Source organism: Halomonas sp. HAL1, assembly GCF_030544485.1.
Taxonomy (GTDB): domain Bacteria; phylum Pseudomonadota; class Gammaproteobacteria; order Pseudomonadales; family Halomonadaceae; genus Vreelandella; species Vreelandella arctica.
This window is the reverse complement of sequence record NZ_CP130610.1, coordinates 2,404,698-2,431,298: the sequence shown is the minus strand read 5'-3', so window position 1 is coordinate 2,431,298 and position 26,601 is coordinate 2,404,698. Positions and strand designations below refer to the sequence as shown.

The 26,601-nt window shown below is 53.3% G+C and carries 25 protein-coding genes; 13 read left to right on the top strand and 12 right to left on the bottom strand.

Annotation, left to right across the window (positions count from 1 at the left end):
• Positions 1-356: 356 nt before the first annotated feature.
• Positions 357-953, top strand: coding sequence for an OmpW family protein (locus Q3Y66_RS11405; RefSeq protein WP_008956408.1), 597 nt, complete (start codon positions 357-359; stop codon positions 951-953).
• Positions 954-1,093: 140 nt separating this feature from the next.
• Here the strand turns inward: Q3Y66_RS11405 and pepQ are convergent, their stop codons facing one another.
• From pepQ to Q3Y66_RS11370, 7 genes are all read right to left on the bottom strand, one after another.
• Positions 1,094-2,392, bottom strand: coding sequence for a Xaa-Pro dipeptidase (gene pepQ, locus Q3Y66_RS11400; protein ID WP_008956409.1), 1,299 nt, complete (start codon positions 2,390-2,392; stop codon positions 1,094-1,096).
• Positions 2,393-2,435: 43 nt separating this feature from the next.
• Entirely contained in the window at positions 2,436-3,347 is a 912-nt protein-coding gene (locus tag Q3Y66_RS11395) for a LysR family transcriptional regulator (RefSeq protein ID WP_008956410.1), read from the bottom strand.
• A 49-nt stretch (positions 3,348-3,396) separates the two neighbouring features.
• On the bottom strand, positions 3,397-4,449 hold the full coding sequence (locus tag Q3Y66_RS11390; protein ID WP_274377702.1) for an ABC transporter ATP-binding protein: 1,053 nt from the start codon (positions 4,447-4,449) through the stop codon (positions 3,397-3,399).
• Between the two features lie 17 nt (positions 4,450-4,466).
• The gene (locus tag Q3Y66_RS11385) at positions 4,467-5,483 is read right to left on the bottom strand and encodes an ABC transporter ATP-binding protein (RefSeq protein ID WP_008956412.1); all 1,017 of its coding nucleotides are present in this window, start codon (positions 5,481-5,483) and stop codon (positions 4,467-4,469) included.
• A gap of 7 nt (positions 5,484-5,490) precedes the next feature.
• Positions 5,491-6,447 (bottom strand): ABC transporter permease, encoded by a 957-nt coding sequence (locus Q3Y66_RS11380; RefSeq protein ID WP_008956413.1) that lies wholly within the window; start codon positions 6,445-6,447, stop codon positions 5,491-5,493.
• The gene (locus Q3Y66_RS11375; protein ID WP_008956414.1) at positions 6,444-7,493 is read right to left on the bottom strand and encodes an ABC transporter permease; all 1,050 of its coding nucleotides are present in this window, start codon (positions 7,491-7,493) and stop codon (positions 6,444-6,446) included. The genes Q3Y66_RS11380 and Q3Y66_RS11375 overlap by 4 nt, the downstream gene beginning before the upstream one ends.
• A gap of 185 nt (positions 7,494-7,678) precedes the next feature.
• Entirely contained in the window at positions 7,679-9,259 is a 1,581-nt protein-coding gene (locus Q3Y66_RS11370) for an ABC transporter substrate-binding protein (RefSeq protein ID WP_008956415.1), read from the bottom strand.
• 274 nt (positions 9,260-9,533) lie between these two features.
• On the opposite strand from Q3Y66_RS11370, the gene Q3Y66_RS11365 reads away from it, so the two are divergent.
• The gene (locus Q3Y66_RS11365) at positions 9,534-10,100 is read left to right on the top strand and encodes a hypothetical protein (RefSeq protein WP_008956416.1); all 567 of its coding nucleotides are present in this window, start codon (positions 9,534-9,536) and stop codon (positions 10,098-10,100) included.
• Positions 10,101-10,157: 57 nt separating this feature from the next.
• Here Q3Y66_RS11365 and Q3Y66_RS11360 read toward each other — a convergent pair whose 3' ends face one another.
• Positions 10,158-10,544 (bottom strand): glutaredoxin, encoded by a 387-nt coding sequence (locus Q3Y66_RS11360; RefSeq protein ID WP_008956417.1) that lies wholly within the window; start codon positions 10,542-10,544, stop codon positions 10,158-10,160.
• Between the two features lie 174 nt (positions 10,545-10,718).
• Positions 10,719-11,738 carry an IS30 family transposase gene (locus Q3Y66_RS11355; protein ID WP_303319483.1) on the bottom strand — a complete coding sequence of 340 codons (1,020 nt, stop codon included), beginning with the start codon at positions 11,736-11,738 and terminating at the stop codon, positions 10,719-10,721.
• Positions 11,739-11,926: 188 nt separating this feature from the next.
• On the opposite strand from Q3Y66_RS11355, the gene mpl reads away from it, so the two are divergent.
• From mpl to Q3Y66_RS11340, 3 genes are read left to right on the top strand one after another with little or no spacing between them, the layout of a single operon-like run.
• A complete protein-coding gene (gene mpl, locus Q3Y66_RS11350; RefSeq protein ID WP_008956622.1) occupies positions 11,927-13,363 on the top strand; it encodes a UDP-N-acetylmuramate:L-alanyl-gamma-D-glutamyl-meso-diaminopimelate ligase in 1,437 nt (478 codons plus the stop codon).
• Positions 13,360-14,025 (top strand): flavin prenyltransferase UbiX, encoded by a 666-nt coding sequence (locus tag Q3Y66_RS11345; RefSeq protein ID WP_008956621.1) that lies wholly within the window; start codon positions 13,360-13,362, stop codon positions 14,023-14,025. The genes mpl and Q3Y66_RS11345 overlap by 4 nt, the downstream gene beginning before the upstream one ends.
• A gap of 3 nt (positions 14,026-14,028) precedes the next feature.
• On the top strand, positions 14,029-14,652 hold the full coding sequence (locus tag Q3Y66_RS11340; RefSeq protein WP_008956620.1) for a LysE family translocator: 624 nt from the start codon (positions 14,029-14,031) through the stop codon (positions 14,650-14,652).
• Between the two features lie 19 nt (positions 14,653-14,671).
• Here Q3Y66_RS11340 and Q3Y66_RS11335 read toward each other — a convergent pair whose 3' ends face one another.
• From Q3Y66_RS11335 to Q3Y66_RS11325, 3 genes are read right to left on the bottom strand one after another with little or no spacing between them, the layout of a single operon-like run.
• The gene (locus Q3Y66_RS11335; protein ID WP_008956619.1) at positions 14,672-16,069 is read right to left on the bottom strand and encodes a bifunctional DedA family/phosphatase PAP2 family protein; all 1,398 of its coding nucleotides are present in this window, start codon (positions 16,067-16,069) and stop codon (positions 14,672-14,674) included.
• Positions 16,070-16,108: 39 nt separating this feature from the next.
• Positions 16,109-17,041 (bottom strand): diguanylate cyclase, encoded by a 933-nt coding sequence (locus tag Q3Y66_RS11330; protein WP_008956618.1) that lies wholly within the window; start codon positions 17,039-17,041, stop codon positions 16,109-16,111.
• The gene (locus Q3Y66_RS11325) at positions 17,038-17,892 is read right to left on the bottom strand and encodes a hypothetical protein (RefSeq protein ID WP_008956617.1); all 855 of its coding nucleotides are present in this window, start codon (positions 17,890-17,892) and stop codon (positions 17,038-17,040) included. Before Q3Y66_RS11325 ends, Q3Y66_RS11330 begins: the two co-directional genes overlap by 4 nt.
• A 345-nt stretch (positions 17,893-18,237) precedes the next feature.
• Here Q3Y66_RS11325 and Q3Y66_RS11320 point away from each other — a divergent pair, with 345 nt between their 5' ends.
• From Q3Y66_RS11320 to Q3Y66_RS11285, 8 genes are all read left to right on the top strand, one after another.
• Positions 18,238-19,545 (top strand): glutamate-5-semialdehyde dehydrogenase, encoded by a 1,308-nt coding sequence (locus Q3Y66_RS11320; protein WP_008956616.1) that lies wholly within the window; start codon positions 18,238-18,240, stop codon positions 19,543-19,545.
• Between the two features lie 9 nt (positions 19,546-19,554).
• The gene (nadD, locus tag Q3Y66_RS11315) at positions 19,555-20,214 is read left to right on the top strand and encodes a nicotinate-nucleotide adenylyltransferase (RefSeq protein ID WP_008956615.1); all 660 of its coding nucleotides are present in this window, start codon (positions 19,555-19,557) and stop codon (positions 20,212-20,214) included.
• A gap of 78 nt (positions 20,215-20,292) precedes the next feature.
• Positions 20,293-20,679 carry a ribosome silencing factor gene (gene rsfS, locus Q3Y66_RS11310; RefSeq protein ID WP_008956614.1) on the top strand — a complete coding sequence of 129 codons (387 nt, stop codon included), beginning with the start codon at positions 20,293-20,295 and terminating at the stop codon, positions 20,677-20,679.
• Entirely contained in the window at positions 20,676-21,143 is a 468-nt protein-coding gene (rlmH, locus tag Q3Y66_RS11305) for a 23S rRNA (pseudouridine(1915)-N(3))-methyltransferase RlmH (protein ID WP_008956613.1), read from the top strand. Before rsfS ends, rlmH begins: the two co-directional genes overlap by 4 nt.
• Positions 21,144-21,214: 71 nt before the next feature.
• Positions 21,215-23,122, top strand: a complete 1,908-nt coding sequence (gene mrdA / locus Q3Y66_RS11300) for a penicillin-binding protein 2 (protein WP_008956612.1) — start codon at positions 21,215-21,217, stop codon at positions 23,120-23,122.
• A 3-nt stretch (positions 23,123-23,125) separates the two neighbouring features.
• On the top strand, positions 23,126-24,286 hold the full coding sequence (rodA, locus tag Q3Y66_RS11295; protein ID WP_008956611.1) for a rod shape-determining protein RodA: 1,161 nt from the start codon (positions 23,126-23,128) through the stop codon (positions 24,284-24,286).
• A gap of 121 nt (positions 24,287-24,407) precedes the next feature.
• Positions 24,408-25,481 (top strand): lytic murein transglycosylase B, encoded by a 1,074-nt coding sequence (mltB, locus tag Q3Y66_RS11290; RefSeq protein ID WP_008956610.1) that lies wholly within the window; start codon positions 24,408-24,410, stop codon positions 25,479-25,481.
• Positions 25,478-26,509 (top strand): septal ring lytic transglycosylase RlpA family protein, encoded by a 1,032-nt coding sequence (locus Q3Y66_RS11285; RefSeq protein ID WP_008956609.1) that lies wholly within the window; start codon positions 25,478-25,480, stop codon positions 26,507-26,509. Before mltB ends, Q3Y66_RS11285 begins: the two co-directional genes overlap by 4 nt.
• The last annotated feature ends 92 nt before the right edge of the window (positions 26,510-26,601 follow it).

Sequence of the window (26,601 nt, the reverse complement as noted above, 5' to 3'; positions counted from 1 at the left end):
ATATATGGCAAAGGGTGATTGAATAGAGAGGCACCATTCACTATCTAGCTTCTCTGCCTTCTTCATCCACGTTGTTACCACCTGGTAGCAACACACCGAGTGAGCTGGCGTGCTCCACCTGGGTCCCCTTCGGGGGACTTTTTTTATGCCTGTATTTTATGTCTTAGTTTCATGTTTGAGCTTTATGACCGAGTTTTATAAATAGAAAAACTATCAGGGCGCACTTTCTTATAACAATATTTCACAAGACATTTGGAAACAGTGTTCGTATACTACACTCTGTATAGGAAAGTTGGATAGCAACTACCGCAATCCGCAAGCGCAAGGAACTGCGCGCTGCATAGAGGACGACCCTTATGAGTAATATGAAACTGATTTCTGCTGCTGTAATCGCTGCCGGTTTCGCACTGGCAAGCCAAGCGGCTCTCGCTTATAACGCTGGCGATGTATTCGTTCGTGGTGGTGTTGCCCAAACGGATACGGGGTCAGGTAATGGCAATCTGAATGGTGATTCACTGAACGTGCAGAGCGCTCGCGGCTTCACCTTTGGTGCAGGTTACCTGTTTACTGATAAGGTTGGCGTTGAACTCAACAGCTCTGAGAAGTTCGAGCACGATCTGAACACCTCTGCTTTAGGCGATGTGGGTAGTGTTGATCGTCTGCCTGTTAATCTACTTGTGAATTACTACCCGATGGGTGGCTTGGATTCACGTGTACAGCCTTACGTTGGTGCTGGCCTTAACTACACACGCTTCTCTGGCGAGCCGAGTGGTGTGAACGTTGATGAAAGCTACGGCGCTATCGGGCAAGTAGGGGTTGATCTGGCCGTGACTGATAATATTATGCTCAATGGTTACGCAAGCTACGCTGACGTGAACGCAGATATCAACGTCGGTGGTGAAGTTGACATCGAACCCGTCACCATTGGCGGTGGTGTTACTTACCGCTTCTAAGCTTTAACTAGATTTTAGCTTTGCCTAGATTTTAGCTTTGCTAAGCCTTCTGAAATAGCACTACGCCCGGCTTTGAGCCGGGCGTAGTGCGTTGTAGAGAGGCGATTAGCAAGACGATGCAAAAAAAAGTTATAGAGGGCTTATGGCGTTAAGTTATCAAAACCGCTCTCTGTCACTGCTACGTTATCTTCGATACGAATACCGCCACAGGATGAGAGTTGGTCGACCAGCCGCCAGTTAACGGGCAGTGAGGTGTTGCGCAACGGGTCGAGCAGCATGGCGATAAAATAGAGCCCGGGTTCAATGGTAACGACCATGCGAGGGCGCAGAGTGCGCGTAAGCCGTAGCGCTGGGTGCTGCTCTGGCGCAGGGGCGGGTGTCCCATCCGAGTGACGTAACCCGGCAACATCATGCACTTGAAGGCCCAGCGAGTGGCCCAGTCCATGAGGGCAGAATAGCCGCGTAACGCCCTCGGCAACCGCTTGATCTGCGGTGCCTTTGAATAAACCGTGGGCCACCAATATCTCAGCTAGCTGTTGATGCATTTGCTCATGTAGGGCAATAAAGCTAACGCCTGGTGCAACGCCTTTCATAAGCTCATCTTTTAAATCATGCATGGCTGTGATCAGTTCGCCAAACGCAACGGGGGCATCGGGGCCAGCGTAGGCGCGAGTAATATCAGCGCAGTAACCACGAAACCGTCGACCAGCATCTACTAGCAGGCTGTAACGCCGTTTAGGCGCGTTCAGGTCGTAATGCTGGTAGTGCAATACACCCGCGTGCTCATTCAAACCGATGATATTTTGGTAAGGTACGTTTGATTCGCGCTGACGACTGGCACCTAAGTAAGCCAATTGAATATCCAGTTCACCGGAGGCGCCAATAAACGCTGCTTGCGCTGCTTGATGGCCCGCTATCGCTAGGCGGTTGGCTTCACGAATACAGGCAATCTCATAGGGCGTTTTAAATAGCCGCAATTCATCCAGTGAATTCACCAGCTGCTCAGGCTGACGTTCGGCTTTCATCGTCTGCTGATGACTGGCTGAGAGTTGGTCAGTATCGCCGATAATGGCCGCATTACCGATCAAGGGTGGTGTGATTTTGTCGCTGCAAAAGTGAACATCGAAGGCGGTCACCCAAGGCTCTTCGGGAAGATGAGTGGGTAAATGCCAAAAATCGGCGGGTGCATACAAGTATAGCTGTGGACGTTTTTCTGGCTGAATAATCAGCCAACTATGCTGTACATCGGCTAAGCCCACCCAGTGCATGAAATGGCCGTAAGTCTGAAAGGGGGGCGTATGATCGTCAGCAAAATGCACGCTGGCATGACCACTGTAAATCGCTAGGCTATCTAATCCATGTTCGCTCAACATCGACGCATAGGCGCGCTGAAGGTGGGCTATATGATCGAGTTGCAAGTTAAAAAGAGTGCTCGACATGCAAACCGTGTCCTTTCTCAATTAAGCTTTCTCAAAGACGACTTCAAGTGCGTGGAGTGGCGAGTTCACTCCAGAAACCGTCGAGTTCAGCGTGGTGGTGGCTTTGATGGCGATAGAGCCGTAGTTCCATCGGCACATCCCAACGGCTATCGCCTGCTCTTACCAGCGTACCTTGAGCAAGCTCTGCGGCCACGTTGCGCTCAGGCAGCCAGCTCATGCCATAGCCAAGCAGCACCAGCTCTTTAATGCCCGCCGCGTAGAGATTTTCACTCTGTGCAGTTAAGTATGTGCTCTGCGGCAACCTAGCCAAATGGGCTTTAACGGCTGAGCCAAGCAAGCCGCGCTTTGGGTAGGCAAGCCAAGGTGCTGGTTGATGGCGCGACCCTGGTAGCAACGCACAGGGTTCTCTCTCTGCATTTAACCCAGTCACCGGTATTAATCTTTCATGACCGATGACCCGGTAGGTGCAGGCACTGGTATCAATATCCAGGTCGCAACGCCCAATCGGCCAGTAGCAGATGGCAAGGTCGCACTCGGCCCGCGCTAACGCTTGAAAATAGTCGTTAGCGACCCAGCCAGTCGCCCGCAAATAGGGCTGTACGCGGTCTTGCCAGCCTGTAGAGGCAAGCCATTCAGGCAAAAAATGCGGCAACAGGCTCTGCGGCGCCGCCACCATAATACGCCGCTGCTGGCCAGCATTGATTTCACGCACTCGGTCTCGCGTAAGCCGCACTCGCTCGGTCACCTGTTCACACAGGGTTAAAAACTCCTCACCAGCGGGCGTGAGCGAGAGGGGTAACGTTTGACGGTTAATCAGCGTTACGCCCATCTCCTCCTCAAGCAATTTAATCCGCCGGGAGAAGGTGGGCTGGGTAACGTGTTGATCATCTGCTGCGCGAGAGAAGTGCCGCGTTCTGGCCAGGGCGATAAAATCTTCTAGCCAGCGAATTTCCATGCTCTACCTCTCAGCGACTTGGCTCGCTGTATTGTAAAGGGGACCCTACTCATAGGCGCCCCTCTTCAACAGCGTGGCATGCGACACGGGTTCCGTCATCCTGTGTTTGCAAAAGAGGAATCTCTTGCTTACAGCGTGCATTAGCATGCGGGCAGCGGCCATGAAACACGCAGCCACTGGGCAAATTAACCGGGGTCGGTACTTCACCGGATAGACGAATATGCTGAGGGCGGTCATCCTTTAAGCGCGGGATCGCCGAGAGCAGCGCTTGGGTGTAAGGGTGGCGCGGCTTTTCAAACAGCGTGGCCGTCGTGGCAATTTCACACACCGTACCCAAGTACATCACCGCCACACGGGTGCCAAAATGCTCGACCACGGCTAAATCGTGAGTGATGAACAGATAGGTCAGGTTGCGCTCTTGCTGAGCTTCCATCAGCAGGTTGAGTACCTGGGCTTGAATCGAGACGTCGAGGGCAGAAATAGGCTCATCGGCGACGATGAATTCAGGATCCACGGCCAGGGCACGGGCAATCGCGATACGCTGACGTTGACCACCCGAGAACTCGTGGCCAAAACGCTTGCCCCAGTCGGGATCAATACCCACTGAGTGCATCACTTCTTCAACCTTTTCGAGGATTTTTGGCCGCTTCCAGTCAGGGTGGTGCAGGCGCAGCGGCTCTTCCAAGGTTTGCTGAATGGTCATGCGTGGGTTAAGCGACGCATAAGGGTTCTGGAAAATCATCTGCATACGCTTGCGATACGGCAGCAACTGACGCGAGCTTAAATTATCGATACGTTGGCCATCGTAGCGAATCTCGCCTTCAGAGGGTGTCAAAAGCCCCATCACCGTACGCGCTACAGTGGACTTACCGCAGCCGGATTCGCCCACCACACACAGTGCTTCACCGCGTTTGATGTCCAGATTCACGCCGTTAATAGCATGGACGTGCTCTTGATGCCGCACCAGCTTGCCGCCCTTGAAGCGCAGTTGATCAAGGAAATCACCCGAGAGAGAGAAGCGCTTTTTCAAATCGCGGATCTGCAGCAACGAATCAGCACTCTCTTCATTCTGACGAGGAGTGGGCATAGGGTTTTCCGTCATGGCCTCAGCGTGCGCACTCATGAGGTTTCCTCCTTCAAACGGCGGTCTTCAAGCATTTCAGCCACCATGTGGCACGCCACGCGGCAATTGCCGGACTCGACAAACTCAGGCACTTGCTGGGTGCAGGCGGGGCGGGGCTGGCCATCGGCGCGATTGATAAAATCGCAGCGTGGATGAAACGCGCAGCCGCTTGGCAGGTTAGAAAGCGATGGCATACTGCCGCGAATCTGGTTGAGCTTTTCGCCTGGCGTTGCCATCTGTGGCAAGGCGTTGATTAGCCCTTGGGTATAGGGGTGCTGCGGGTCATTAATGATTTCCCGTGTCGGCCCTTGCTCAATCACCCGGCCCGCGTACATGACCAGCATGCGTTGGGTGACCTGGCTGACCACGCCCAGGTCGTGGGTGATCAGAATAAGCCCTACGTTGTGCTGCTCACAAAGATCCAGCAGCAGGGCCATGATCTCGGCCTGTATCGTTACATCAAGCGCCGTAGTGGGCTCGTCGGCGATAATGATGTCAGGATCGAGCAGCAGCGCAATGGCGATAATAATCCGCTGGCGCATACCGCCGGATAGCTCGTGAGGGTACTGATCCAAACGCGTTTCCGGTGAGGGAATTTGCACCTGTTGCAGCTTATCCAAGGCAATCGCGCGGGCTTCTTTGGAGGAAATACGCCGGTGTGCTTTCAAACACTCAACCATTTGCGCGCCAATGGAGAGCACTGGGTTGAGCGTCATCATCGGATCTTGGAAGATCATCGAAACACGATTGCCGCGCACTTTGCGCAGGCCGCGCTCAGACATATGGTTGAGCACTTGGCCGTCAAAGTTGACGGTGCCGCCGGCAATAAAGCCTGGCTTGGAAATTAAGTTAAGCAGCGAAAAAGCCGCGACAGATTTACCTGCGCCAGATTCACCGACAATGCCCAAGCGCTCACCGCGCTCAAGGCTGAAACTAATGTCCCGCAAGGCGTGGACTTCACCCTGGCGCAGCGCAAAGCGGACATCAAGATTATTGACTTCAAGTAGTGCCATGGTGTCCTCAGCCTTTGTAGAGTCGTGGGTTCATGACATCGCGCAGCCAGTCACCAAGTAGATTGATCGACAGCACCAGCACGACCAGTACCGCACCAGGAATGAGAGTGATCCACCAGGAGCCGGACTGAATATAGTCAAAGCCTGATTTAATCAACGAGCCCAGAGATGGATGCGTTTCTGGCATCCCAAGCCCCAGAAACGACAGCGCCGCTTCAGAAATAATCGCGTTGGCAATCTGTACGGTCGAGATAACGAAGATCGGCGACATGGTGTTGGGCAACACGTGACGGAACATAATGCGCTTACTGCGCAGCCCCATTACACGGGCAGCATCTACGTACTCTTTGTTTTTCTCTGCCAGCACCGAGGCGCGAACGGTGCGGGCATACTGTGGCCATTCGGCCAGGCCGATAATCAGGATCAGCATCATCACTGCGTATTGGCTATAGAAAGCGCTGCCCATGGTCGCTTTGACCAAAGCGCCTACCACGATAGCGACCATTAGCGTCGAGAAGGAGAGCTGAATATCCGCTAGCCGCATCAATATAGTATCGACACGCCCGCCAAGATAGCCCGCCATCAGGCCGAAAGTGACCCCTAGCAGCGCTTGCAAAATGACCGCGCCAAAGCCGATCAGTAGCGATACGCGTGTGCCGTACAGCACAATTGACCATAAATCACGGCCTTGGGCATCGGTGCCCAAGGCATAGCGATCATCGGCGCCGTCAATCCAGAAGGGCGGCAGTTCAGATGACATGATGTCAATCTGAGCAAGGTCGTAAGGATTGGTTGGCGCCAACAGCGGGGAGGCAAAGGCAGCGATAACCATGCAAATAAACACGGCCAGACAGAGCTGTGCGGTGCGGTCACGCTTGAAGCTGTACCACATATAGGAGTCGCGCACGCGCTCCCAGCGGCCGGGTGAAGCACTCGCTTGTGAAGAATTACTTGTGGTGCTCATGCGGGCTTCCCAGTCAGTTTAACGGTGGGGTTCACCAGACCGTAGATCAGATCCACAATCGTATTGGTGACGACAAAAATAACGCCGACAATCATCAGGTAGGAGACGATGAGCGGAATATCAGCGCGGTTGATCGCATCCAAAAACATCAAACCCATGCCCGGCCATTGGAAAACGGTCTCGGTCAGAATGGTGTACGCCACCATGGTGCCGATCTGTACGCCGCCGACGGTAATCACCGGTAGCATGGTGTTTTTAAGCGCGTGAACAAAATATACGCGGCGCATAGAGATACCCTTGGCGCGGGCGTACTTAACGTACTCCGACTGCAGGACTTCCATCATTTCGGCGCGGATAAGGCGAATAAATAGCGGCAACATGATAGAGGCCAGTGAGACGGCCGGTAATACTAGATGCTGTAAGCCGTTCCAGGTGGCTAAATTGGTATCCCAGTTACCCACCACATTCACCAGATCATAGCCACGGCCAAAGGACGGCATGTTTCCTTCGGTAGAAAAGAAGGCGTTTAACCAAGCGCCCCAGCCGGTACTTTCTGGGAATAGCGTCACGGTAACGCCAATCGCGAAAATTTGAATAAGCACGATCGCGGTTAGAAACACGGGGATTGAAATACCGATGATCGATACACCCATGAATAGTCGTGAAATTGGCGATCGCGGTTTGATCGCGCTGTATACCCCGATAGGTACTGAAAACAGCACAATTATCAGTGTCGCCGCAAATACCAGCTCCAGGGTGGCGGGTAAGTGGCGAGCAATGACTTCTAACGCCGGTTCGCGGTAAAAATACGAGTAGCCAAAATCACCTTGAACGGCATTTTTAGCAAAACGCGCGTATTGCACCAGGAAGGGGTCATTTAGGCCTAAACGCTCGCGAATCTCTTCGCGTTCGCTTTCCGGCACTGATTGGCCGACCATCTGCTGTACGGGGTCACCCAGGTTGTCCTGAATGGCGAAGGCCAACACGCTGATGACAAACATCACCAAAATCGCGTGCATCAGCCGCTTGATTAAAAAGGCAATCATGGCGTACGCCACCTATGTGAAGGGTTCATCAAAGAAAGTAGGGGCATGGTTATTCAAAGTGCTTGCAGGTTCGTGCCGCCAAATAAAAGGCTTCGCTCCCTAAACGCTTAGGGAGCGAAGCATACTGGCAGTTAATATTGCAGTGACTCTTTTGGCACTATGCAATTAATGCGCGATGGACATGATTAGTCGTCGCTGCTTTTAACGACCAAGTCACCCAGGTAAGGGAAGTCGATAGCGTTCACCACCGGCTCGACCTCAACACCATCCGCCGCGGCGTAGGCAAGGTTCTGCCAGTGCAGCATGATGAAACCGACGTCTTCGTAAAGCATAGCTTCGGCTTCACGCAGCATTTCGTTGCGTTTTTCCAGATCCGTTTCGCCATCCGCTTCGGTTACTAGTGCATCAATCTCTTCGTTGCAGTAACTGCCGTAGTTGTACTGACCCGCGCCGGTTTCTTCATCGATACAGAAGGTGAGGTACTGGAAGAAGTTAGCGCTGTCTTCCGTATCGGCGTGCCAGCCGATCATTGCCATATCGGATTCGCGGGTATCGTACTCAGGCCAGTACTGGGCGAGTGGCATGGTGCGTAGATCAACTTTGATGTTGATTTGTGCCAGCATGTTGGCCACTGCTTGGGCAATCTGGGCATCGTTCACGTAGCGGTTGTTGGGGGCGATCATTTCAACGCTGAAGCCCTCTTCATATCCCGCTTCTGCCATTAGCTCTTTGGCGCGTTCGATATCGTAGCGTGGCGTTAAATCAGGGTTGTGGCCTGAGTAACCCTCTGGCGAGAACTGTCCAGCCGGGTTAGCAAACCCACGCATCAAACGGTCTGCAATGCCTTCTTGATTAATAGCCAGATCAACTGCTTGGCGAACGCGGGCGTCTTGGAAGGCTTCTACGCGCTCTTCATTCATTTGGAAGCCAATGATGCGGGTACCGTCTATCTCAATCAGATTGACGCCATCTGCTTCACGGACTCGGTCTAAATCGTTGGGCGGAACGGCATCAATAAAGTCAACGCCGCCAGAAAGCAGTGCCGCAACGCGAGAGGCGTTTTCAGCGATAGGCGTCATGACGATGTTGGATACGTTGCCTTCGCTCTCAGTGTCCCAGTAATCTTCGAAACGTTCGAAATCAACCCGAACGCCTTGGCGACGGTCAGTCACAATGAACGGGCCGGTGCCTGAAACGTTGCGTGAAGCGAAGGAGTTGCCCGCTTTGACGATTTCAGCTTTGTCGCTACCGTCGTCGGTTTCACCCGTATAGAACTCGCTATCCATCGGGAAGATGTACGTAGCAAGGTTGAGCAACAGTGGGTAAGGTTCAGTGGTAACGATCTCAACGGTGTAGTCGTCCACCGCTTCGGCACTGGCAACCGGTTCAAAAATAGCGCGGTAATCAGGGCTTTCTTTCAGGCGTTCAATAGTCCATACCACATCTTTAGCGGTGAATTCGTTACCAGAGTGGAAGGTAACGCCTTCGCGCAGTGTCATGCGCATAGTGGTTTCGTCTACTTGTTCCCATTCGGTGGCTAAGCGCGGCTCAAACTGGAAGTCTTTGGTCCAGCGTACGAGCGGATCGAACGCGAGGTGAGAGAAACGCAGCACGCCACCAGAGAGTTGTTCATGTAAATCGAGCGTTTCAGGGTCGGCAGAGTAACCAATACGAAGGGTTTCAGCACTTGCCGTCATCGGCAGCAATGTCGTACCTGCAACCACTGCACCAATAACAGAAGCCAGTAGGGTTTTCTTGAACGTCATAATTGTTCCCTTGGGTCATTGTTTATTGTTCGTTTTACAGATGCTTTCCCTCGCTAAAGAGCGGAAATACCCGTAAAACAGACACGGTCAGCTTGAAAGATACCTTAATAACATAGGCTAACAACATAGAGACTGCCTGTTGCGTCATACAATCGAAATAATGACAGGCATCATTCATCTGCTACATGACGTGGCTAGTAGCGGCACATTGCGTGCTTATAATTAGACGAAAGTAGTAAGAGAAAAGATAAGCCCGAATAGGCGGAGAAGCCGTATGTGGAAAAAAATCGTCGTGGCAGCTATGGCTTGGTACCTTCCCACCGTAGCTGCCGCCGTTGAACCAACGTTCGGATCCAAGGCAGAGCAGGGCTCAGAGCATGATTTGCCACACAGCTCGGAAATGGCGGCTCAGATCAAAGGCTCGCTAGATGGTGAGTTACGCGAATGGTTTATTTTGAGCCATGGCAATGACTCAAATGCGTCATTTATTGAGTCAGGTGACCATATCACTATGGATATCACAGGGTTTGTTGATGATGAAGCTTGGGAGACTCAAGAAGCGCTGTCTATTAGCCTAGCGATAAGCGAAGGGGAGCTGATCAGCGCCGTGGTGTTACACCCGCTGGGGGACTCGACCTCACCGCCGCTCTACACCTCTGAAGGGGGCGATGTAGAGGTAACGCTGACGCACTATGAGCGGACGAGTCAACGAGTTCACGTGGTTGGCACGATACAGGGCGTGCTGGCGCTACAAATACAGCTAGATGAGCCTCCGAGCCAGGAAGAAACCATTGAGATTGATGTGGCGTTTGATGTGGAGGCGCAAAAAATCGAGTTTTGATACCCGAAACCGACATCTGCCCATTTCGGGTAATACATGACGGTATGACGCTGTTAGTTAGTCAAACTGCTTATGTAACCAGGCATTGATTGTGTCAGATTCGTACATCCATTCTTCCCGGCCATCGTCATGGATAATTTTGAGGCAGGGCACTTTAACTTTCCCCCCGCCTTCCAAGAGCGCCTGCTTATGGTCAGGGTCAAGCTGGACATCGCGCAGTTCAATGTTCAATCCCAGCCGCGCTATCTCTTTGCGTACCTTGATGCAAAACGGGCAGGTGCGGAATTGATACAGGGCCAGCCGCTGGCATGTCTGATCAATAGTGGCTTGCTCTTCAGGCGAGCGTTCAACTGACTTAGGCGTAGAGAGCTTTTCAGAAATCAGCATAAACGGGGCAAGCACTAAGCGAACGCCACGAAAAAAATAGCGGATTAAAATGCGCATCAAAAGGCTCCTTTCGCTGATGGTTAGGCTAATATCAGCGTGCCGAGTGGAAAGAGAGTGATAGTCAACATTGATAAACAGTGGCCGCATCCTGCAACAACTGAAAGGATTTGTCACTTGACGGGTGTTTTGAACCCGTTAATCACAGGGTGGATGCAGTCTCTGAGTGCAACGCTACTTAATGAATGGCTGGTGGGCTTTCTTGGTGTTCGCCAATATTTCGCCCAGCACTTCAACTGGGCACCTGAAGTCAAAGCGCTTTCGAGGCCGCATATTCAGCTGTAATGCAATGGCATCAAGTTCCTCTTGGGTGTGGTGCGACAGATCCGTCCCTTTCGGTAAATACTGCCGTATCAAGCCATTGATGTTTTCATTGCTACCGCGTTGCCATGGGCTGTGAGGGTCACAAAAGTAGATTGCAACACCCGTTGCTTGGGTAATCTGTGCATGCTTAGCCATTTCTCGGCCTTGGTCATACGTCATGCTCTTGCGTGCGGCTAGTGGCATTCGGTTGAGTGCTGCGCTAAATCCCTCAACAGCTGAGGTCGCTGTGGCGTCATGTAATTTGGCGAGGATGACGTAGCCACTGCTGAGTTCAACTAACGTGCCGACGGCAGAGGCATTGTTCTTACCTTTGATTAAATCGCCCTCCCAGTGGCCTGGCATTTCGCGCTTCTCTATCTCCGGTGGACGAAGGTGAATGCTCACCATGTCGGGTATTTGGCCACGGCGATCGACCTGACCACGGCGAGGCTTACGGGTCGATTTGCCTTGGCGCAGGCAGTGAATCAACTCTTTCTTAAGCTGGCCCACAGGCAAGGCGTAAATGGCGTTGTAGACCGTCTCACGGCAGACGTAAGCATCTTCAAAACTGGGCGTCATCATGCGTTTGAGCTTGCCTGCTATTTGTTCTGGAGACAAGCGGTTGCGAAGCATATGAATGACCAGCTCAAAGCGTTCACTCCCCAACAGCAGCTTACGTTTTGGGCGACAAACCATGCGTCGAGCGCAGCGGTGCGTCTGCGCACTATGAGCACAGTAGGCACCTGACTGAGTTTGGTTGCGCCGTACTTCACGGCTGAGGGTAGACGGAGAACGCCTCAACATGTGAGCAATCTGGCGGAGCCTCATGCCTTGCCTGAGGCTTACCTGTATGGTGGCACGTTCTTCGATGCTGAGTTCTGAATAGGACATAAATCCAACACCTTACTAAAATTCTTAGGTGTTGCACTCAGTTTCTGCGGCCAAGCAGTTTATAGCGATGAGTAGATGAGCAAATTGAGTCAGCATGCTAGGCTATTTGGCTATTTTTACGCCATCTTTTGGCTTTTTAATTAAACGTCTTTGCGAATAGTTTATTGGCGAATAACGGGGCGAAAGCCATGCATCTGCATATTATTGGTATCTGCGGCACCTTTATGGGAAGCTTGGCGCTGCTGGCGCGTGAGTTGGGTCATCAGGTAAGCGGCTCTGACCAGCATGTATACCCGCCCATGAGTACCCAGCTTGCTGAAGCGGGTATTATTTTGAAAGAGGGTTACCACGCGGATCACCTCTCGGTAGCACCGGGCATTACGCCCGACCTTGTGATAGTCGGTAACGCGATGTCGCGCGGTAATGAAGAGGTGGAGGCACTACTTAATAGTGGCCTGCCATACACCTCAGGCGCGCAGTGGTTGGCAGAGCACGTATTGCCTGGTCGACGAGTGATTGCGGTAGCAGGTACCCATGGAAAGACGACCACTGCGAGTATATTGGCGTGGTTATTAGAAAGCGGCGGATTAACGCCAGGGTTCCTAATCGGTGGTGTACCGCGTAATTTTGGTGTATCGGCGCGTTTAGGCGATCCGCGGGCACCGTTTGTAGTGGAAGCTGACGAGTACGACACGGCCTTCTTCGATAAGCGGTCCAAGTTCGTTCATTACCGCCCGCATATCGCGATACTCAATAACCTTGAGTTTGATCACGCGGATATATTCCCTGATCTGGCCGCGATTGAGCGCCAGTTCCATCATTTAGTGCGTACCGTGCCCAGCCAAGGCCAACTTTTAGTGGCTGATGAGCAGCCCGCTCTTGAGCGTGTGCTTGCCCAGGGCGCTTGGACTCCGGTCGCTCATTTTGGTGACCAAGCCACGAGTGAATGGCAGCTTACCCTTGAGCGTGACGATGCCAGCCGTTTCCAGGTGCTTCATTGTGGTGGCGAGCCCGTCCAGGATCAAAGCGGCCAAGACGAAGATGGTGTCGTTGAATGGTCTCTCACCGGTGAGCATAACGCTCGTAATGCGTTGGCAGCGTTGGCGGCAGCCAACGTGTGTGGGGTTGATTTAGTCCGTGGTTGTGCAGCGCTGGCGCGTTTTGAAACCCCCAGAAGGCGGCAGGAAGTGCGCGGTGAAATCAATGGTATTCAGGTCATTGATGATTTTGCCCACCACCCCACGGCAATTGCCGCCACGCTTAAAGGGTTGCGCGCGGCGACCACCAAGGGGCGGTTGCTGGCAGTCATTGAGCCGCGCTCCAATACAATGCGCTTGGGCGCACTGCGCGAACGTTTGGTTGAGAGCGTGGCTGACGCTGATAGTGTGTTTTGGTTTCAGCCCGTTGGGCTGGATTGGTCAATGGAGGAGCTGGTAGCCACTCAGGGGACGCGTGCGCAGCTGCATAATGACATCGATAAATTGGTGGCGGCGGTGGTCAAGCAAGCGTCACCATTGGACCGTATTGTAGTGATGTCTAATGGTGGTTTTGAGGGTGTGCATGAGCGCTTGCTGGCCGCTTTGACGACTGCCCAAAAAGCCGCCGCCAACGAGGGGCATGTGTGACCAATCAAATTGAACCGCTATTCAAAAAGCCAATTACCGTCGCACTTACCGGTGCCTCTGGGGCACAGTACGGACTACGACTGATTGATGTGCTGGTCGCAGCGGGCCATGAAGTGTGGGTGATGATTTCCAAAGCAGCACACATGGTGATTGCCACCGAAACGGATATCGAACTGCCAGCGCAGCCTCAGCGGTTAGCTCAGGTGTTAAGTGAGCGTAGCGGTGCCCAGCCAGGGCAAATTCGCTGCTTTGGGCGCGAAGATTGGATGGCACCAGTGGCTTCAGGCTCCGGTGCGCCATCGGCAATGGTGGTGTGCCCGTGCTCAACGGGAACACTGTCGGCGGTAGCCACCGGAGCAAGCAATAATCTGATTGAGCGGGCGGCCGATGTTGCAATTAAGGAGCGCCGTACGCTGGTGTTAGTGCCTCGTGAAAGTCCGTTTTCCCCCATTCATCTTGAGCACATGCTGGCATTAAGCCGCCTGGGCGTGGTCATCTTGCCAGCGGCGCCGGGGTTTTATCATCGCCCACAAGGTATTGAGGATCTAATCGATTTTATTGTGGCGCGTATCCTAAACCAGTTGGGAATCGAGCATTCGCTGATGCCTCGCTGGGGTGAGGTGGAAAGCACAGCAAACCCCTCATCAACTAAGGATAACTAATCTATGATGTCGTGGGCGACGCTCTCGGTTTTTGTACCAACGTTTTTGTTTGTCTCGCTTACCCCAGGCATGTGCATGACACTTGCTATGGTGCTGGGTATGACCCAAGGCGTTAAGCGTACGCTGTGGATGATGATGGGCGAGCTGTTCGGCGTCGGCTTGGTAGCGGCAGCAGCGGGTGCTGGGGTGGCGGCGCTAATGTTACGCCAGCCAGAACTGTTTGTGCTGTTCAAATGGGTGGGCGGCGCCTATTTAGGCTATTTGGGCATTATGATGTGGCGTTCCCGCGGACGAATGGCAATACCTAGCGAGTTGGATGCTGGCCCACCAGCCAGTCGGCTACAGCTAGCGACGCAAGGCTTTGTGACCGCGGTAGCAAACCCCAAGGGGTGGGCGTTTTTTATGGTACTACTGCCACCTTTTTTAGACAGTAATCGCCCATTGCCAGGCCAGCTCAGCCTGCTGATTGCGGTCATTTTAACCATCGAGTTCGCTAGCATGCTGGTCTACGCCACTGGGGGTAAAACGCTACGTAATGTGCTCGGCAAGAGCGGCAATGTGCGCTTACTTAACCGTATCGCTGGCACGTTGATGATAGGGGTTGGGCTCTGGCTTGCCCTTGGTTGAACAAAACGGTGTTAGTGCTTTAAACCGGCGGCAAAAAACCGATGCGGGCGCTGAGAAGTACCAATGATGCCACGCTGAGTAGAGGCCAAGGGCATGGCCGTAGGCTTGGCCGAGGCTGCTGCTGCCAATGCAGCAGGGTTAGTGCGCAGACAACTAAGCCTAACAGCGCGCCTCCCACCAGGTCGCTAAACCAGTGCACACCCACCACCAGTCTCGATAATGCCATAGGCAGTGCAAGCGCAAGTGCACACCAATAGGCCAAAAAGCGCTTATGGCGAGGCATTTCGGCTGCAATAAACGCTGCTGTCAGACCAAATAGCACCACAGCGGTGGATGTATGCGCGCTTGGGTAGGAAAAAGAGCCCATCAGGTAGTCCGGTGTGTCAGGGCGGGCACGTCCAAACAACCCTTTGCCAATAATGTTAAGCAGCGCGACCCCTGCAAAGGCGCTGCCCCAGTGCCGTAGGGCATCCCAGCGTTTGCCTAACAGTAGCCACACCGCCCATGGCAGCGCGAACGCGATAATGCCAAAGGTGTCGCCAATTTTTGCAAAAACATTCCCTACGCTGTAAGAAATATCGCCGTGCAGCCCTGTAAACAGCCGATGAATAAAAATATCCATATCCAGTGGGCCGTTTTCGCCGATAACCATTAACGTCCAGCCCGAGAGGCTACCAAGTGCTATGACCAACAGCAGCAGGGAGGCTAATGGGACATCTCCAGATTGGCTCATTGCTAGCCAGGGACGCCGTAGCAGTGGCAGCCGGCGAGCAGTACCGGCGATCATCCGGTAAAGTCGCCCATGCCGTGTGGCTTGATGGCGGCCCCATGAAAAAATAACCGCGAGAGCGACAACAATAACGGCCAGTATCAGTAAGGCGGCTTCAAGGCCTGGTGGTAGATTCAAATGGTGCTGCCAAGTGCGGCCTAGTAAGTAGCCGGGTAGAATATAAGCAGGTGCCCACAGGGCTGCCGAGGTTAGATTGGCCCAAATGAAAGTGTGCGGCGGCATGCGCATCATGCCTGCCACCAAAGGGATAATAGGTCTTACAGGGCCTACAAAGCGGCCGATAAAAACCGACCATATACCGTAGCGCTCAAAGAAGCGTGACCCTCTTCCCAGCCACTCGGGATGCTGAGACAGTGGCCAACGCTGGGTAACTTGATCGCGATGTCTATAGCCGAGCAAAAAGCTGATGCCGTCACCTATAACAGCCCCTATAAAGGCCGCACCAATCAGCCATGCCAAGGTAATATCCTGATGTCCTGCCATAGAGGCCGTTGAGGTGATTAACACCACGCCAGGTACTAGCAAGCCCACTAGTGCAAGCGATTCCACTAATGCAATGACCAGCACCAAGCAAAGTAGTAGTAGGGGCGATGGCGTTAATGAGAGGAGCATATCGGCTAGCGGCACATACTTCTCCGGCGACAAATGAGGGGGGCTAACAATAAATTAAACGTTGGAGAGTGACGCGCCGCGTGCTTCCAGGCGCTTTAAATAGCGCTCAAAGCTTTCTGCTCGACTGGGTAAGCAGGCCGCAATACGTGCTTCAAGCTGGCCAGTTTCCACCAGCACGCGCTCAGAAAGAGCTCGCTGTAAGCGCTCGCGAACCAATAGTGCGCCGCTTTCACTGGTGTCTGGCAGAACCAGCCAAAACGTAGCGTTATCGGCGCGACCCAGGACATCATGGTCACGGCAGCGGCTATTCACTTCGCTACATAGTGCGCCTAATAGAGCCGTCTGGGCGCGATGGCCAAATTGCTCTGCGGCCATATCCAGCTGCGGCAAGTGCACTACTAGCACCGCTAGCTGTTGATTGAGCATGGCTGCACGCTGGAATTCGCTATTTAAGCGTTCTTTCAGCGTATCAATGTGATAGGCGTTGCAGTCGCTATCGTTTGGGTCAGTCGCCCGAAGCAAAGCACGGCGACGGGCGTGTTCCCAGCGAGGTAGCGCAAGGAGCAGCGTTAAGGCGGCATAGCCGACAATAATCGCGGGTGGCGCAGCGGCGACGGAGGGAAGCAGCCACCATAAGGGGCCAATAGCAACATTGATCAGTAACGCAGCCCACAACGGTAACAATAAAAAAGTGGCGGTAACGGGCAGGCCAAGCCAAATGGGCGATGCCCCAGGGTGGTAGTAAAAAGCACTAAGTACCACCGAGTAAGTACTGCAAAGCAATATGATGCGCGGCAGATAACTTTTCAGCCCTTGCCCGATATGCATGAGTAACGCTGACATGAGCAGCAGGGTCATGAACGTAGGGATCAGCAGGTCGCGGTAGTCACCCATGGCATATAGCCAAAGCGCATAACCCGCCATTAGCGCAATGCTGGCGGCGTAGGCGAGCGTCATCAACCGCTTGGGAATATGGTGCTCGGTCATATTGTCTCTCGTGCTCGCTCAGCCGGTAACTTACTCATCTCACATACCGATAGGGTTGCCGGTTCGATATCGATCAATTCAAGGTATTCACTCGTGATATTGTCGGGTAAATCGGCGAGCAGCAAGCTGCGTCGTTGAGTGGCTTCTTTCGGTGAACGTGCGAGAAGCAGGGTGACCAGCGTCGTACTGCTTAAACGGTACACGTTTTCAAAATCATGCGTTAATCCACACAGTTTTTGTGCGGTTGGCCAAAGTTGATGACGTTTGACGTGCAGTATAAATACTTCTGCATGAATGCCTTCACGCTCACAGCGCGTTTGTTCGCGGGCAATGTCGCGCAGTAATTGTTCACCGGCCCATAAATTGAGCCCTGGAATCAAGCGTAAGCGTTGGCGAATAGAGCCGTTCATATCAATAAGCTGCTGTGCTCTGGAGAGGGCCAGCAAGCCAAGCACGAACAGGCAGCAGAGCAGCAGAATAAATTCAGACTTTTCCAGTTGGGGCGCCACCAGAACAGAGCTAACCAATGCGGCGCTGAGGTGAAACGCCGCCACCCAATTATTTTGTGGCAGCATCAGCATGGCGGCCCAGGCCCAAATCAAAATGCTGTGCCGTTCAGGAGCAGCCGCAATTAACGCGACCAGCAGCACGCCCGGCACAAGCTGCCATGGCAACCCTCGCGAGCGTCGGTGACTGAAGTCGAGCATTAGAGCGGTAATAAATAGCCAGCCGACTGAAAGCCACAGCACGAGTGCTGCAGCGGGCGGCGTAGAGGGCGTCCAAAGCGCCAAAGCAACGGCAGCCGCTAAAAGGTTGGCACGTAGTAAGCGTATTTTGTACTTGCTTTGCATGGTGACTTACTATTCGTCCTGAATAACCAGAAATATCTGAGCAAGTGGGTGAGCGTATTATGAACAACGTACGCGACACATATTAGCGCCTTAATCATCCTCAGTATAACGTCGAAATGGCGTAACATAAGCACAAACGTAAAAACGGCTGCACAATCATGCCATTCAAAGATATTGGGTTATCATTTCATAACCACTGAACAGCGTACCTCGACCCTGCTTAGGGCATTATTCACTTTAGATTTTAATCTTGGTAGTTATTCTGAACACTCGGCTTGAATACATGGCTTGAGTACTGGAATTTCATATTTGAACTTAGCACGCACGATGCCGCATGGAGACACTATGAGCGTTTCAACATCGTTCCAAGAAGAGGCCCATCAGCACCTAGCGTCTGGAGACGTGCCCGCCTATATGCAGGCGTTGGGTCAGGCGGCACGCCGCGCAGCCAGTGAGCTACGCCGGGCGGATACGGGATTGAAAAACAGTGCCCTGATGGCAATGGCGCAGCGTTTGGCAGAAGCGCGTGGGCGCATTCTAGATGCCAATGCTGAGGATTTGCAGCGTGGCCGCCAGAACGGCTTAGAGAGCGCGCTGTTAGACCGTTTAGCGCTAAACGATGCTCGAATCGACGCCATGATTGAAGGGCTTCAGCAAGTAGCGAGCTTGCCAGACCCAGTGGGCGAGATTAGTGATATGCGTTACCGACCCAGCGGGATTCAGGTTGGCAAAATGCGCGTGCCACTAGGCGTTATTGGCATTATTTATGAGTCGCGCCCTAACGTGACGCTGGAAGCCGCTAGCCTGTGTCTAAAATCGGGTAATGCCTGTATTTTGCGTGGCGGTTCAGAAGCCAGCGCCTCAAATGCTGCGATTAGTGCCTGTATTCAAGCAGGGCTTGCGGATGTAGGTCTGCCAGCAGGTAGTGTTCAGGTGGTAGCAACCACCGACCGGGCGGCAGTAGGCGCCATGATTAGCATGCCGGAATATGTCGATGTCATTATTCCCCGTGGTGGGAAATCGCTGATTGAGCGTATTACCCGTGAGTCGCGCGTACCGGTTATCAAACACCTTGACGGGGTTTGTCATGTTTATATCGATACCACCGCTGACCCTGCCAAGGCCTTAGCCATCGCCGTCAATGCGAAAACCCATCGCTACGGCACTTGTAACACCATGGAGACACTGCTGGTCGATGCGCCGATTGCTGATTTACTGTTACCCGAGCTAGCACGTGCCTATGCTGAACATGAGGTGGAACTGCGTGGTTGTGAGCGTACTCAGGCACTGTTACCTCAGGCTATCGCAGCCGATGAGGCGGATTGGTACGCTGAGTACTTAGCCCCGGTCCTGGCGATTAAAGTGGTCGATGGGGTTGATGAAGCGATCGCCCATATCGAACAGTACGGCTCACACCACACCGACGCGATTGTGACCCAAGATTATTCACTGGCGCGACGCTTTATGGCGGAAGTGGATTCGAGCTCGGTCATCGTTAATGCCTCGACTCGCTTTGCTGACGGTTTTGAGTATGGCTTGGGCGCTGAGATTGGGATTTCAACCGACAAGCTGCATGCCCGCGGGCCGGTAGGGTTAGAGGGCTTAACCACCCAGAAGTACGTCGTATTCGGTGATGGCCAAGTGCGTGAATAAGGGGGCGGTGTGAGTCTAAAGTTTCAGCGTATCGGAATGTTGGGGGGCACTTTTGACCCCATTCACTTGGGGCATTTACGCAGTGCTGTGGAGTTGCATGAGGCGCTGTCGCTTGATCAGCTACATATGATACCTGCTCAGCAGCCCCCTTTGCGGGATCAGCCCCAGGTGTCAGCGCGGCAACGGTTGGCGCTCTTAAAGGCAGGTATCGGTGACACGCCTGGCTTGTTGGCTGATGATCGCGAGCTGATGCGTGACGGCCCCTCCTACAGCACCGATACGCTTGTCGAGCTGCGTGCGGAGTATGGTGAGCATGCGCGCTTGGTCATGGCGATTGGTTTCGATGCTTTTTTGCGGCTTACACAATGGCATCAACCGGCGCGCATATTTGAGTTTGCCCATTTGGTGGTTATTGCTCGTCCAGGCTATGGCGATCCATTGCCAGCACCATTAATGGAACTGGTAGAGCATCGGGTAGTCGATAGCGTAGAGGAATTAATGCAGCGGTCATGTGGGGGCTTTTTGTCGCTTGAATTGCCATCGTTAATGGCCATTTCAGCGACCTATATTCGAAAGCGGCTAGAAGCGGGTAAAAGCGTGCGCTATTTGGTGCCGCCCCCCGTTGAACAGGCTATTGCGCACTACGGACTTTACCAGCAGTGTGAATAGCGCTGGCAGTCGTCAAATAAGCCGTTACAATGGCCGGCTTTATTGACCGATTACCCCATGAGGTTGTCTTTAGGAGTCATGCACATCGATACATTGAAAACTCTAGCGGTTGACGCGCTAGAAGAACTGAAAGCACGCGACATTACGCAGTTAGATGTTGCTAAATTAACCGAGGTCACCGACCTCATGTTGATTGCCAGTGGTACGTCGACCCGTCACGTCGCTGCTCTGGCGCAAAACGTAGTGGAAAAAGCCAAGGCTGCAGGACTTGGCCCTTTGGGCGTGGAAGGTGGTGATAACGCCGACTGGGTGCTGGTCGACCTGGGTGACATTGTGGTTCACGTCATGATGCCTGAGGCGCGCACGCTCTATGATTTGGAGCGGCTATGGGCCGATCTGCCGACGGATTCGGGCGCGATTGGTGAGTCGCTTGAGCGCTTTCAAGAGCGAGCCGGCATGTCATGAAAATCCGGCTGTTAGCGGTGGGAAGCAAAATGCCTGGGTGGGTAGAAGAGGGCGTGGAGACCTACCGTAAGCGGCTTCCGAGAGATTTCAATCTCGAGATCGAAGAAATTACCCTCGGCCAACGTGGCAAAAATGCAGATATCGCGAAAGCGCGCGCCCAGGAGGCGCAGCGTATTCGCGATAAGTTGCGTGGCGACGAATACGTGGTAGCACTGGAAGTGAAAGGTAAGCCATGGACCACCGAGCAGTTGGCACAAGAAGCTGACGCTTGGCGCATGGCTGGGCGGGATATTGCTTTGCTTGTAGGTGGGCCAGACGGGCTTGAGCCTTCGCTCTCAGCCGCGGCCGACAAAACCTGGTCAATCTCTCCACTGACGCTACCACATCCACTGGTACGAATTATGCTGGCCGAGCAGCTCTACCGTGCCTGGACACTATTAGTGGGTCACCCTTATCACCGTTAACGGCTGAATGGTAAGCCATTACTGTTTGTGTCCTGTTGCGCCTTTTGTTTGATTTGAGAGTCTTCGTTGCCATGCTCAAGCGCCCCAACACGCTAAAAAACTCCGAGCAAGAACTGCGTATTTTTCGTGTTAGAGCGCTGCTCGCCGTGTTGGTGGTGTTGACCCTTGCCAGCTTGTTAACGGGGCGGCTAATTTATTTACAGATCGTCCAGCACGACATGTATAGCACGCGCTCTGAAAATAACCGGGTTCGCGTCGAACCGCTGCCGCCTAATCGGGGGTTAATTTACGATCGTAATGGCGTACTGTTAGCCGAAAACCGTCCAACCTATAACCTGACCCTCGTCCGCGAGCGCGTCGATAATCTGGATGAAACGCTGGCGCTGCTAGTAGAGCTTCTTGAGCTACCTGAAGAAGAGATTGAAGCGTTTAACGTGCGCTCACGCCAGCGTCAACGACCTTTCCAGCCAGCGCTGCTTACCAGTGATCTAAGCGAAGACCAAATTGCCCGTTTGGCAGTTAACCGCCACCGATTGCCAGGGGTGGAGATAGAGGCACAGCCGCTGCGGTTTTATCCGGATGCCGAAATAATGGCCCATGCGCTAGGTTACGTTGGTCGTATTAATGCTGAAGAGATGGAAACGCTGGATGCAGGCCGTTACGCGGGTACTCACTTTATCGGTAAAACCGGCATTGAACGTTTTTACGAAGAAGAACTTCACGGTGAGGCGGGTTTACGCAAAGTGGAAACGAACGCCCGCGGAAGAGTGCTACGAGAGCTAGGGCGCACTGACCCGGTGCCTGGGAAGAATTTAACATTGACGCTGGATAAGTCCCTCCAAATGTTGGCTTATGAATTGTTAGATGGTCGTCGCGGTTCTATCGTCGCTATTGTGCCAGCTACGGGTGAGATTCTTGCTATGGTCTCGACACCGGGTTTTGACAGTAATCAATTTGTCACCGGCATTGATGTGGCTTCTTATCGTGGTTTGCAGGAGGATCTCGATTTACCGCTCTTTAACCGTGCTATCCGTGGCCATTATCCTCCTGGCTCTACTATTAAGCCCTTTCTAGCGCTGGCCGGGTTGGTGAAAGGCGTCATTACCCCTGATAGCACGATTAATGACCCCGGTTATTATCAGTTACCCAACGACTCCCGCCGTTACCGCAACTGGTTGCGCTGGGGGCACGGTCGTGTCGATATGGAGCGTTCCCTGGCTGTTTCCAATAACACTTACTACTACACCTTGGCACATGATTTAGGTATCGATAATCTCCATGAACAGATGAGTAATTTTGGTTTTGGTCAGCGTGTCGCCCATGACGTGCAAGGAGAAAGCAGCGCATTGATGCCCTCGCGTGATTGGAAACGAGGACGCTTTAACCAGCCTTGGTATCCCGGTGAGACCCTTTCCGTGGGGATTGGGCAAGGCTACTGGCAGGTGACGCCTTTGCAGCTAGCCAGCGCCACTGCAACGCTGGCCAATCGCGGCCACTGGGTGAAGCCGCGCTTGGCGCGTCAGATTGGCGATTCCCCTGTCCCCCGTGACCTGCCCGATACCTTGGATGACATTCAGTTAGCCAATGATAACTGGTGGAACCGGGTGTTCAGCGGTATGGAGAAGGTGATTAGTGGCACCGAAGGGACAGCGCGTCGAACTGGCGTGGGCCTTGAGTACCGCATGGGCGGCAAGTCAGGCACTGCACAGGTGTTTTCGCTGGGCCAGGACCAACGCTATAACGCTGATGAGTTAGCGGAGCGGCTCCGTGACCACGCGCTGTTTATGGCCTTTGCACCGCTGGAAGACCCTCAGATTGCGGTATCCGTTATTGTTGAAAACGCAGGCGGCGGCAGTACACACGCGGCTCATTTGGCGCGTGCTATGACGGATGCCTGGTTACTTGAGGATGAAGCGCCGGACGTAGAAGAAGTACGCGAAGTGTTAGAAGAAGATAACGCCAACGTGGAGGGTAACTAACCCATGCCTTGGCATTATCTAGCGCGTTCTATGCGTGGTTACCCTGTTCGCCCGCCCGAAAGCGGCATCGCCCGGCGTAAAAGTATTTGGGAGCGAATCCATCTAGACCCCTGGCTGCTTGGCTTGCTAATGGTATTGATGGGCAGTGGTTTGATCGTTCTTTATAGCGCTTCTGGGCAATCCATTGATGCCGTGATTGCTCAGGGCGTACGGTTTTGCATCGCTCTGGTGGTAATGGTGATCATTGCCCAGTTTTCACCTTCAACTTTTTTGCGCTTCGCTCCGCTAGCCTATGGCATCGGGGTTGCCATGCTGGTTGCCGTTGATGTATTCGGTGATGTGGGTATGGGCGCTAAACGCTGGTTGGTCATTCCTGGCGTCATACGCTTTCAACCCTCGGAAATGATGAAACTGGCAGCCCCGTTAATGGTGGCGGCCTATCTTAATCGCTGTGAGTTGCCGCCGCGTCTGCGCGATATACTGGTGTGTGGGGTTATCATTGGCGTACCCGTCGTGCTGACGGCTATTCAGCCTGACTTGGGAACCTCATTGCTAGTAGCCAGTGCTGCTCTTATCGTGGTTCTGCTGGCAGGTTTGTCGTGGCGGTTGATCGGGTTTATTACGGCGTTGGGGGCTGCCGGGGTGCCGGTGTTATGGATGAATATGCATAACTACCAGCGTCAGCGCGTGTTGACTTTTTTGAACCCTGAAAGCGACCCACTGGGTTCTGGCTGGAATATCATTCAGTCAACCACCGCCATCGGTAGCGGTGGATTGTGGGGGAAAGGGTGGCTGCAGGGTACCCAGTCCCAGTTAGAGTTTTTGCCAGAGCGGCATACGGATTTCATTATTGCCGTTTTAGGCGAAGAGTTTGGTTTAGTGGGTATGCTGGTGCTGTTGTGTCTGTATCTATTAATCGTGAGCCGTGGAGTATGGATGGCAAGCGCTGCCCAGGATACCTTTGGTCGCTTAGTCGCAGGCAGTATCATCCTCACCTTTTTTATCTATGTATTTGTCAATATGGGCATGGTGAGTGGCATTCTGCCTGTCGTGGGTGTGCCGCTACCGTTGGTTAGCTTTGGCGGCACCTCAAGCGTGACCTTGTTGGCGGGTTTCGGTATTCTCATGTCCATACATGCTCATCGTCGGCTGCTGTCGCGCTAGCAAAGTTGCCCAGCCCAAACATATAGTTCAGACGCCTGTGTTGCTCGGCAATGGAGAACTCAGGAATAGATGATTCTGGAATTAATCGTTTTGGGATAAAGAGCTCAGGAGTGGAGAGTTAATGAACAAGGTTCAAGGGAAGACGAGCCGCTATTGTTTGGCAGCCATGATGTGCTGGGTAACGCCCATATCAATTGCTGATGAGCCTTCTGAGGGTGGCCAGCAAGCTGCACCACAGCACTTTGCACCTCAGCAAAATGCTGACAGCCAAGCGCTGATGGAAGAGCTAGTTGAGCAAGGGGTGCCACAAACGTGGCTGGAAGAGGCGCTCGGGCAGGCTAATTATACCCAAAGTGTATTGGACGCTATGGAAGGGGCCGCCGAGCGACGTTTAAAGTGGCATGAGTATCGCGCTATTTTCATGACCCAGCAGCGCATTGAGGAGGGCGTTGAATTTATCGATGCGCATGCTGACGCCTTGGCGCGAGCCGAAAGTACCTATGGTGTTCCCGCTGAAATAATTACCGCTATTATTGGCGTTGAAACTTACTACGGCCGTCATAAAGGCCAGCACCGTGTATTGGATTCGCTAGCCACGCTGGCGTTTCATCACCCGGTGAGAGGCGCTTTTTTTCGGGGTGAGCTGGCAGCATTTTTACGTATAGCGTATGAGCAGCAGGTTGACCCTACTGGGCTACGCGGCTCTTATGCAGGTGCCATGGGCTATCCGCAGTTTATCCCCACCAGTTACCAAGCCTATGCAGTAGATTTTGATGACGATGGCCGTCGCGATCTGTGGGAAAACCCAGTCGATGCGATTGGTAGTGTCGCTAATTACTTTGCCGAGCATAACTGGAAACCAGGGGCTGATATTTATCACCAGGCCACTGGGCCAGACGAATTGCCTAAGGAGCTATTACAGGAACTCTCGTTTAACCAAACGTCGCCTCCTGCAGTGAGTGTTGCTCAACTTGCCGTGCATGGACTGACGCCTAATGAGTCTCTTGATAGTGAATTGTTGGTCGTGCCATTGGCACTTGAGTTCGCTGATGGCGAGATTCACTATCGGTTTGGCGAGTATAATTTTTATGTGATTACTCGCTATAACCATAGTCACCTGTATGCCATGGCTGTAGCCGAGTTGGCAGAAGAGATCGCCGCACTGCACGATAAGCTGCATGAGGACGAGGTATGAATAGCAAACTGACGATAACCAGGCGTGCTGGCGGGGTAATCGCCTTGCTGGCGCTGGTCAGTGGCTGTGCTAGCAACGATACCCAGCGTATTGATGTGCCTAGCTCGGCCAATCAAGCCGCTGCCCCCAGTTCATCGGTCGCTACGAGTGACGGTCGTTATGCCATGAGTGGAGATGCCTACCCACTTGAGCCGCCGGATGTTACCAAAGTGCCCGATGCAGAGCCGCGCGTTGAGCAGCCCTCTCGAGGCGGCAACCGCTCAACCTATGAGGTGTGGGGTAAAACCTACCATGTGCTGCCCGATGCCACAGGCTATGAAAAACGTGGTACGGCCTCTTGGTACGGTGAAAAATTCCATGGCTATGCGACCTCAAATGGCGAAATTTACGACATGTATAAAATGTCGGCAGCTCACCGTTCGCTGCCCTTACCCACGTTTGCTCGGGTAACCAGCTTGGATAACGGGCAATCAGTAATTGTCAGGGTCAATGATCGCGGTCCGTTTCATAGTGACCGTGAAATAGATCTCTCGTATGCGGCAGCGGCACGATTGGGTTTTCTCGACAATGGCACCGGCGCCGTTAAAGTTGAAGCGATCAACCCTGAACAGTGGCTAGCCGAGCGTGGTCGAGGGGGGAGTGGTTCGTCCCAGCAGGCAAGCGCTCCGGAGCCGAGGCAAGTTGCTTCAAGCGCTCCGTCGGTTGTTGCCCGGCAAATGGCGTCTAATGTTTCGGTATCTAATTCTTCAATGCCTGCTGCGCCCTCACAAGCATCGATATCTCAGCCAACGCCAAGCCAAGGCGGAACAGGTGACGCCGTTTACCTACAAATTGCTGCTCTCGGTAACCCGGAAGGCGCACAGCAGTTGCAACAGCGTTTGCAGGTTGAACAGCCCCATGACGTACGTATTATGAGTGATGCCGACGTCTACCGTGTGCAAGTAGGCCCCATTAGGCCTGGGCAGGAGACGCAAGCACGTGAAACGCTGCGTCAAGCAGGGTTCCCCCAGGTCTTTGTTGTGCGATAATTAGCACCCTATTTATTTCTTGTGGCGCGTTTTACGCGCCGCCCTGTTTTTAAAAAGCTTTACAAGTAAGCTTTCAAGTAAGTGAGACTGAC

What these genes read in the sequence shown, in the direction of transcription:
- Q3Y66_RS11405 (WP_008956408.1), top strand. Translation starts at nt 357, where the DNA reads ATGAGTAATATGAAACTGATTTCTGCTGCTGTAATCGCTGCCGGTTTC.
- pepQ (WP_008956409.1), bottom strand. Translation starts at nt 2,392, where the DNA reads ATGTCGAGCACTCTTTTTAACTTGCAACTCGATCATATAGCCCACCTT.
- Q3Y66_RS11395 (WP_008956410.1), bottom strand. Translation starts at nt 3,347, where the DNA reads ATGGAAATTCGCTGGCTAGAAGATTTTATCGCCCTGGCCAGAACGCGG.
- Q3Y66_RS11390 (WP_274377702.1), bottom strand. Translation starts at nt 4,449, where the DNA reads ATGACGGAAAACCCTATGCCCACTCCTCGTCAGAATGAAGAGAGTGCT.
- Q3Y66_RS11385 (WP_008956412.1), bottom strand. Translation starts at nt 5,483, where the DNA reads ATGGCACTACTTGAAGTCAATAATCTTGATGTCCGCTTTGCGCTGCGC.
- Q3Y66_RS11380 (WP_008956413.1), bottom strand. Translation starts at nt 6,447, where the DNA reads ATGAGCACCACAAGTAATTCTTCACAAGCGAGTGCTTCACCCGGCCGC.
- Q3Y66_RS11375 (WP_008956414.1), bottom strand. Translation starts at nt 7,493, where the DNA reads ATGATTGCCTTTTTAATCAAGCGGCTGATGCACGCGATTTTGGTGATG.
- Q3Y66_RS11370 (WP_008956415.1), bottom strand. Translation starts at nt 9,259, where the DNA reads ATGACGTTCAAGAAAACCCTACTGGCTTCTGTTATTGGTGCAGTGGTT.
- Q3Y66_RS11365 (WP_008956416.1), top strand. Translation starts at nt 9,534, where the DNA reads ATGTGGAAAAAAATCGTCGTGGCAGCTATGGCTTGGTACCTTCCCACC.
- Q3Y66_RS11360 (WP_008956417.1), bottom strand. Translation starts at nt 10,544, where the DNA reads ATGCGCATTTTAATCCGCTATTTTTTTCGTGGCGTTCGCTTAGTGCTT.
- Q3Y66_RS11355 (WP_303319483.1), bottom strand. Translation starts at nt 11,738, where the DNA reads ATGTCCTATTCAGAACTCAGCATCGAAGAACGTGCCACCATACAGGTA.
- mpl (WP_008956622.1), top strand. Translation starts at nt 11,927, where the DNA reads ATGCATCTGCATATTATTGGTATCTGCGGCACCTTTATGGGAAGCTTG.
- Q3Y66_RS11340 (WP_008956620.1), top strand. Translation starts at nt 14,029, where the DNA reads ATGATGTCGTGGGCGACGCTCTCGGTTTTTGTACCAACGTTTTTGTTT.
- Q3Y66_RS11330 (WP_008956618.1), bottom strand. Translation starts at nt 17,041, where the DNA reads ATGACCGAGCACCATATTCCCAAGCGGTTGATGACGCTCGCCTACGCC.
- Q3Y66_RS11325 (WP_008956617.1), bottom strand. Translation starts at nt 17,892, where the DNA reads ATGCAAAGCAAGTACAAAATACGCTTACTACGTGCCAACCTTTTAGCG.
- Q3Y66_RS11320 (WP_008956616.1), top strand. Translation starts at nt 18,238, where the DNA reads ATGAGCGTTTCAACATCGTTCCAAGAAGAGGCCCATCAGCACCTAGCG.
- rsfS (WP_008956614.1), top strand. Translation starts at nt 20,293, where the DNA reads ATGCACATCGATACATTGAAAACTCTAGCGGTTGACGCGCTAGAAGAA.
- rlmH (WP_008956613.1), top strand. Translation starts at nt 20,676, where the DNA reads ATGAAAATCCGGCTGTTAGCGGTGGGAAGCAAAATGCCTGGGTGGGTA.
- mrdA (WP_008956612.1), top strand. Translation starts at nt 21,215, where the DNA reads ATGCTCAAGCGCCCCAACACGCTAAAAAACTCCGAGCAAGAACTGCGT.
- rodA (WP_008956611.1), top strand. Translation starts at nt 23,126, where the DNA reads ATGCCTTGGCATTATCTAGCGCGTTCTATGCGTGGTTACCCTGTTCGC.
- mltB (WP_008956610.1), top strand. Translation starts at nt 24,408, where the DNA reads ATGAACAAGGTTCAAGGGAAGACGAGCCGCTATTGTTTGGCAGCCATG.
- Q3Y66_RS11285 (WP_008956609.1), top strand. Translation starts at nt 25,478, where the DNA reads ATGAATAGCAAACTGACGATAACCAGGCGTGCTGGCGGGGTAATCGCC.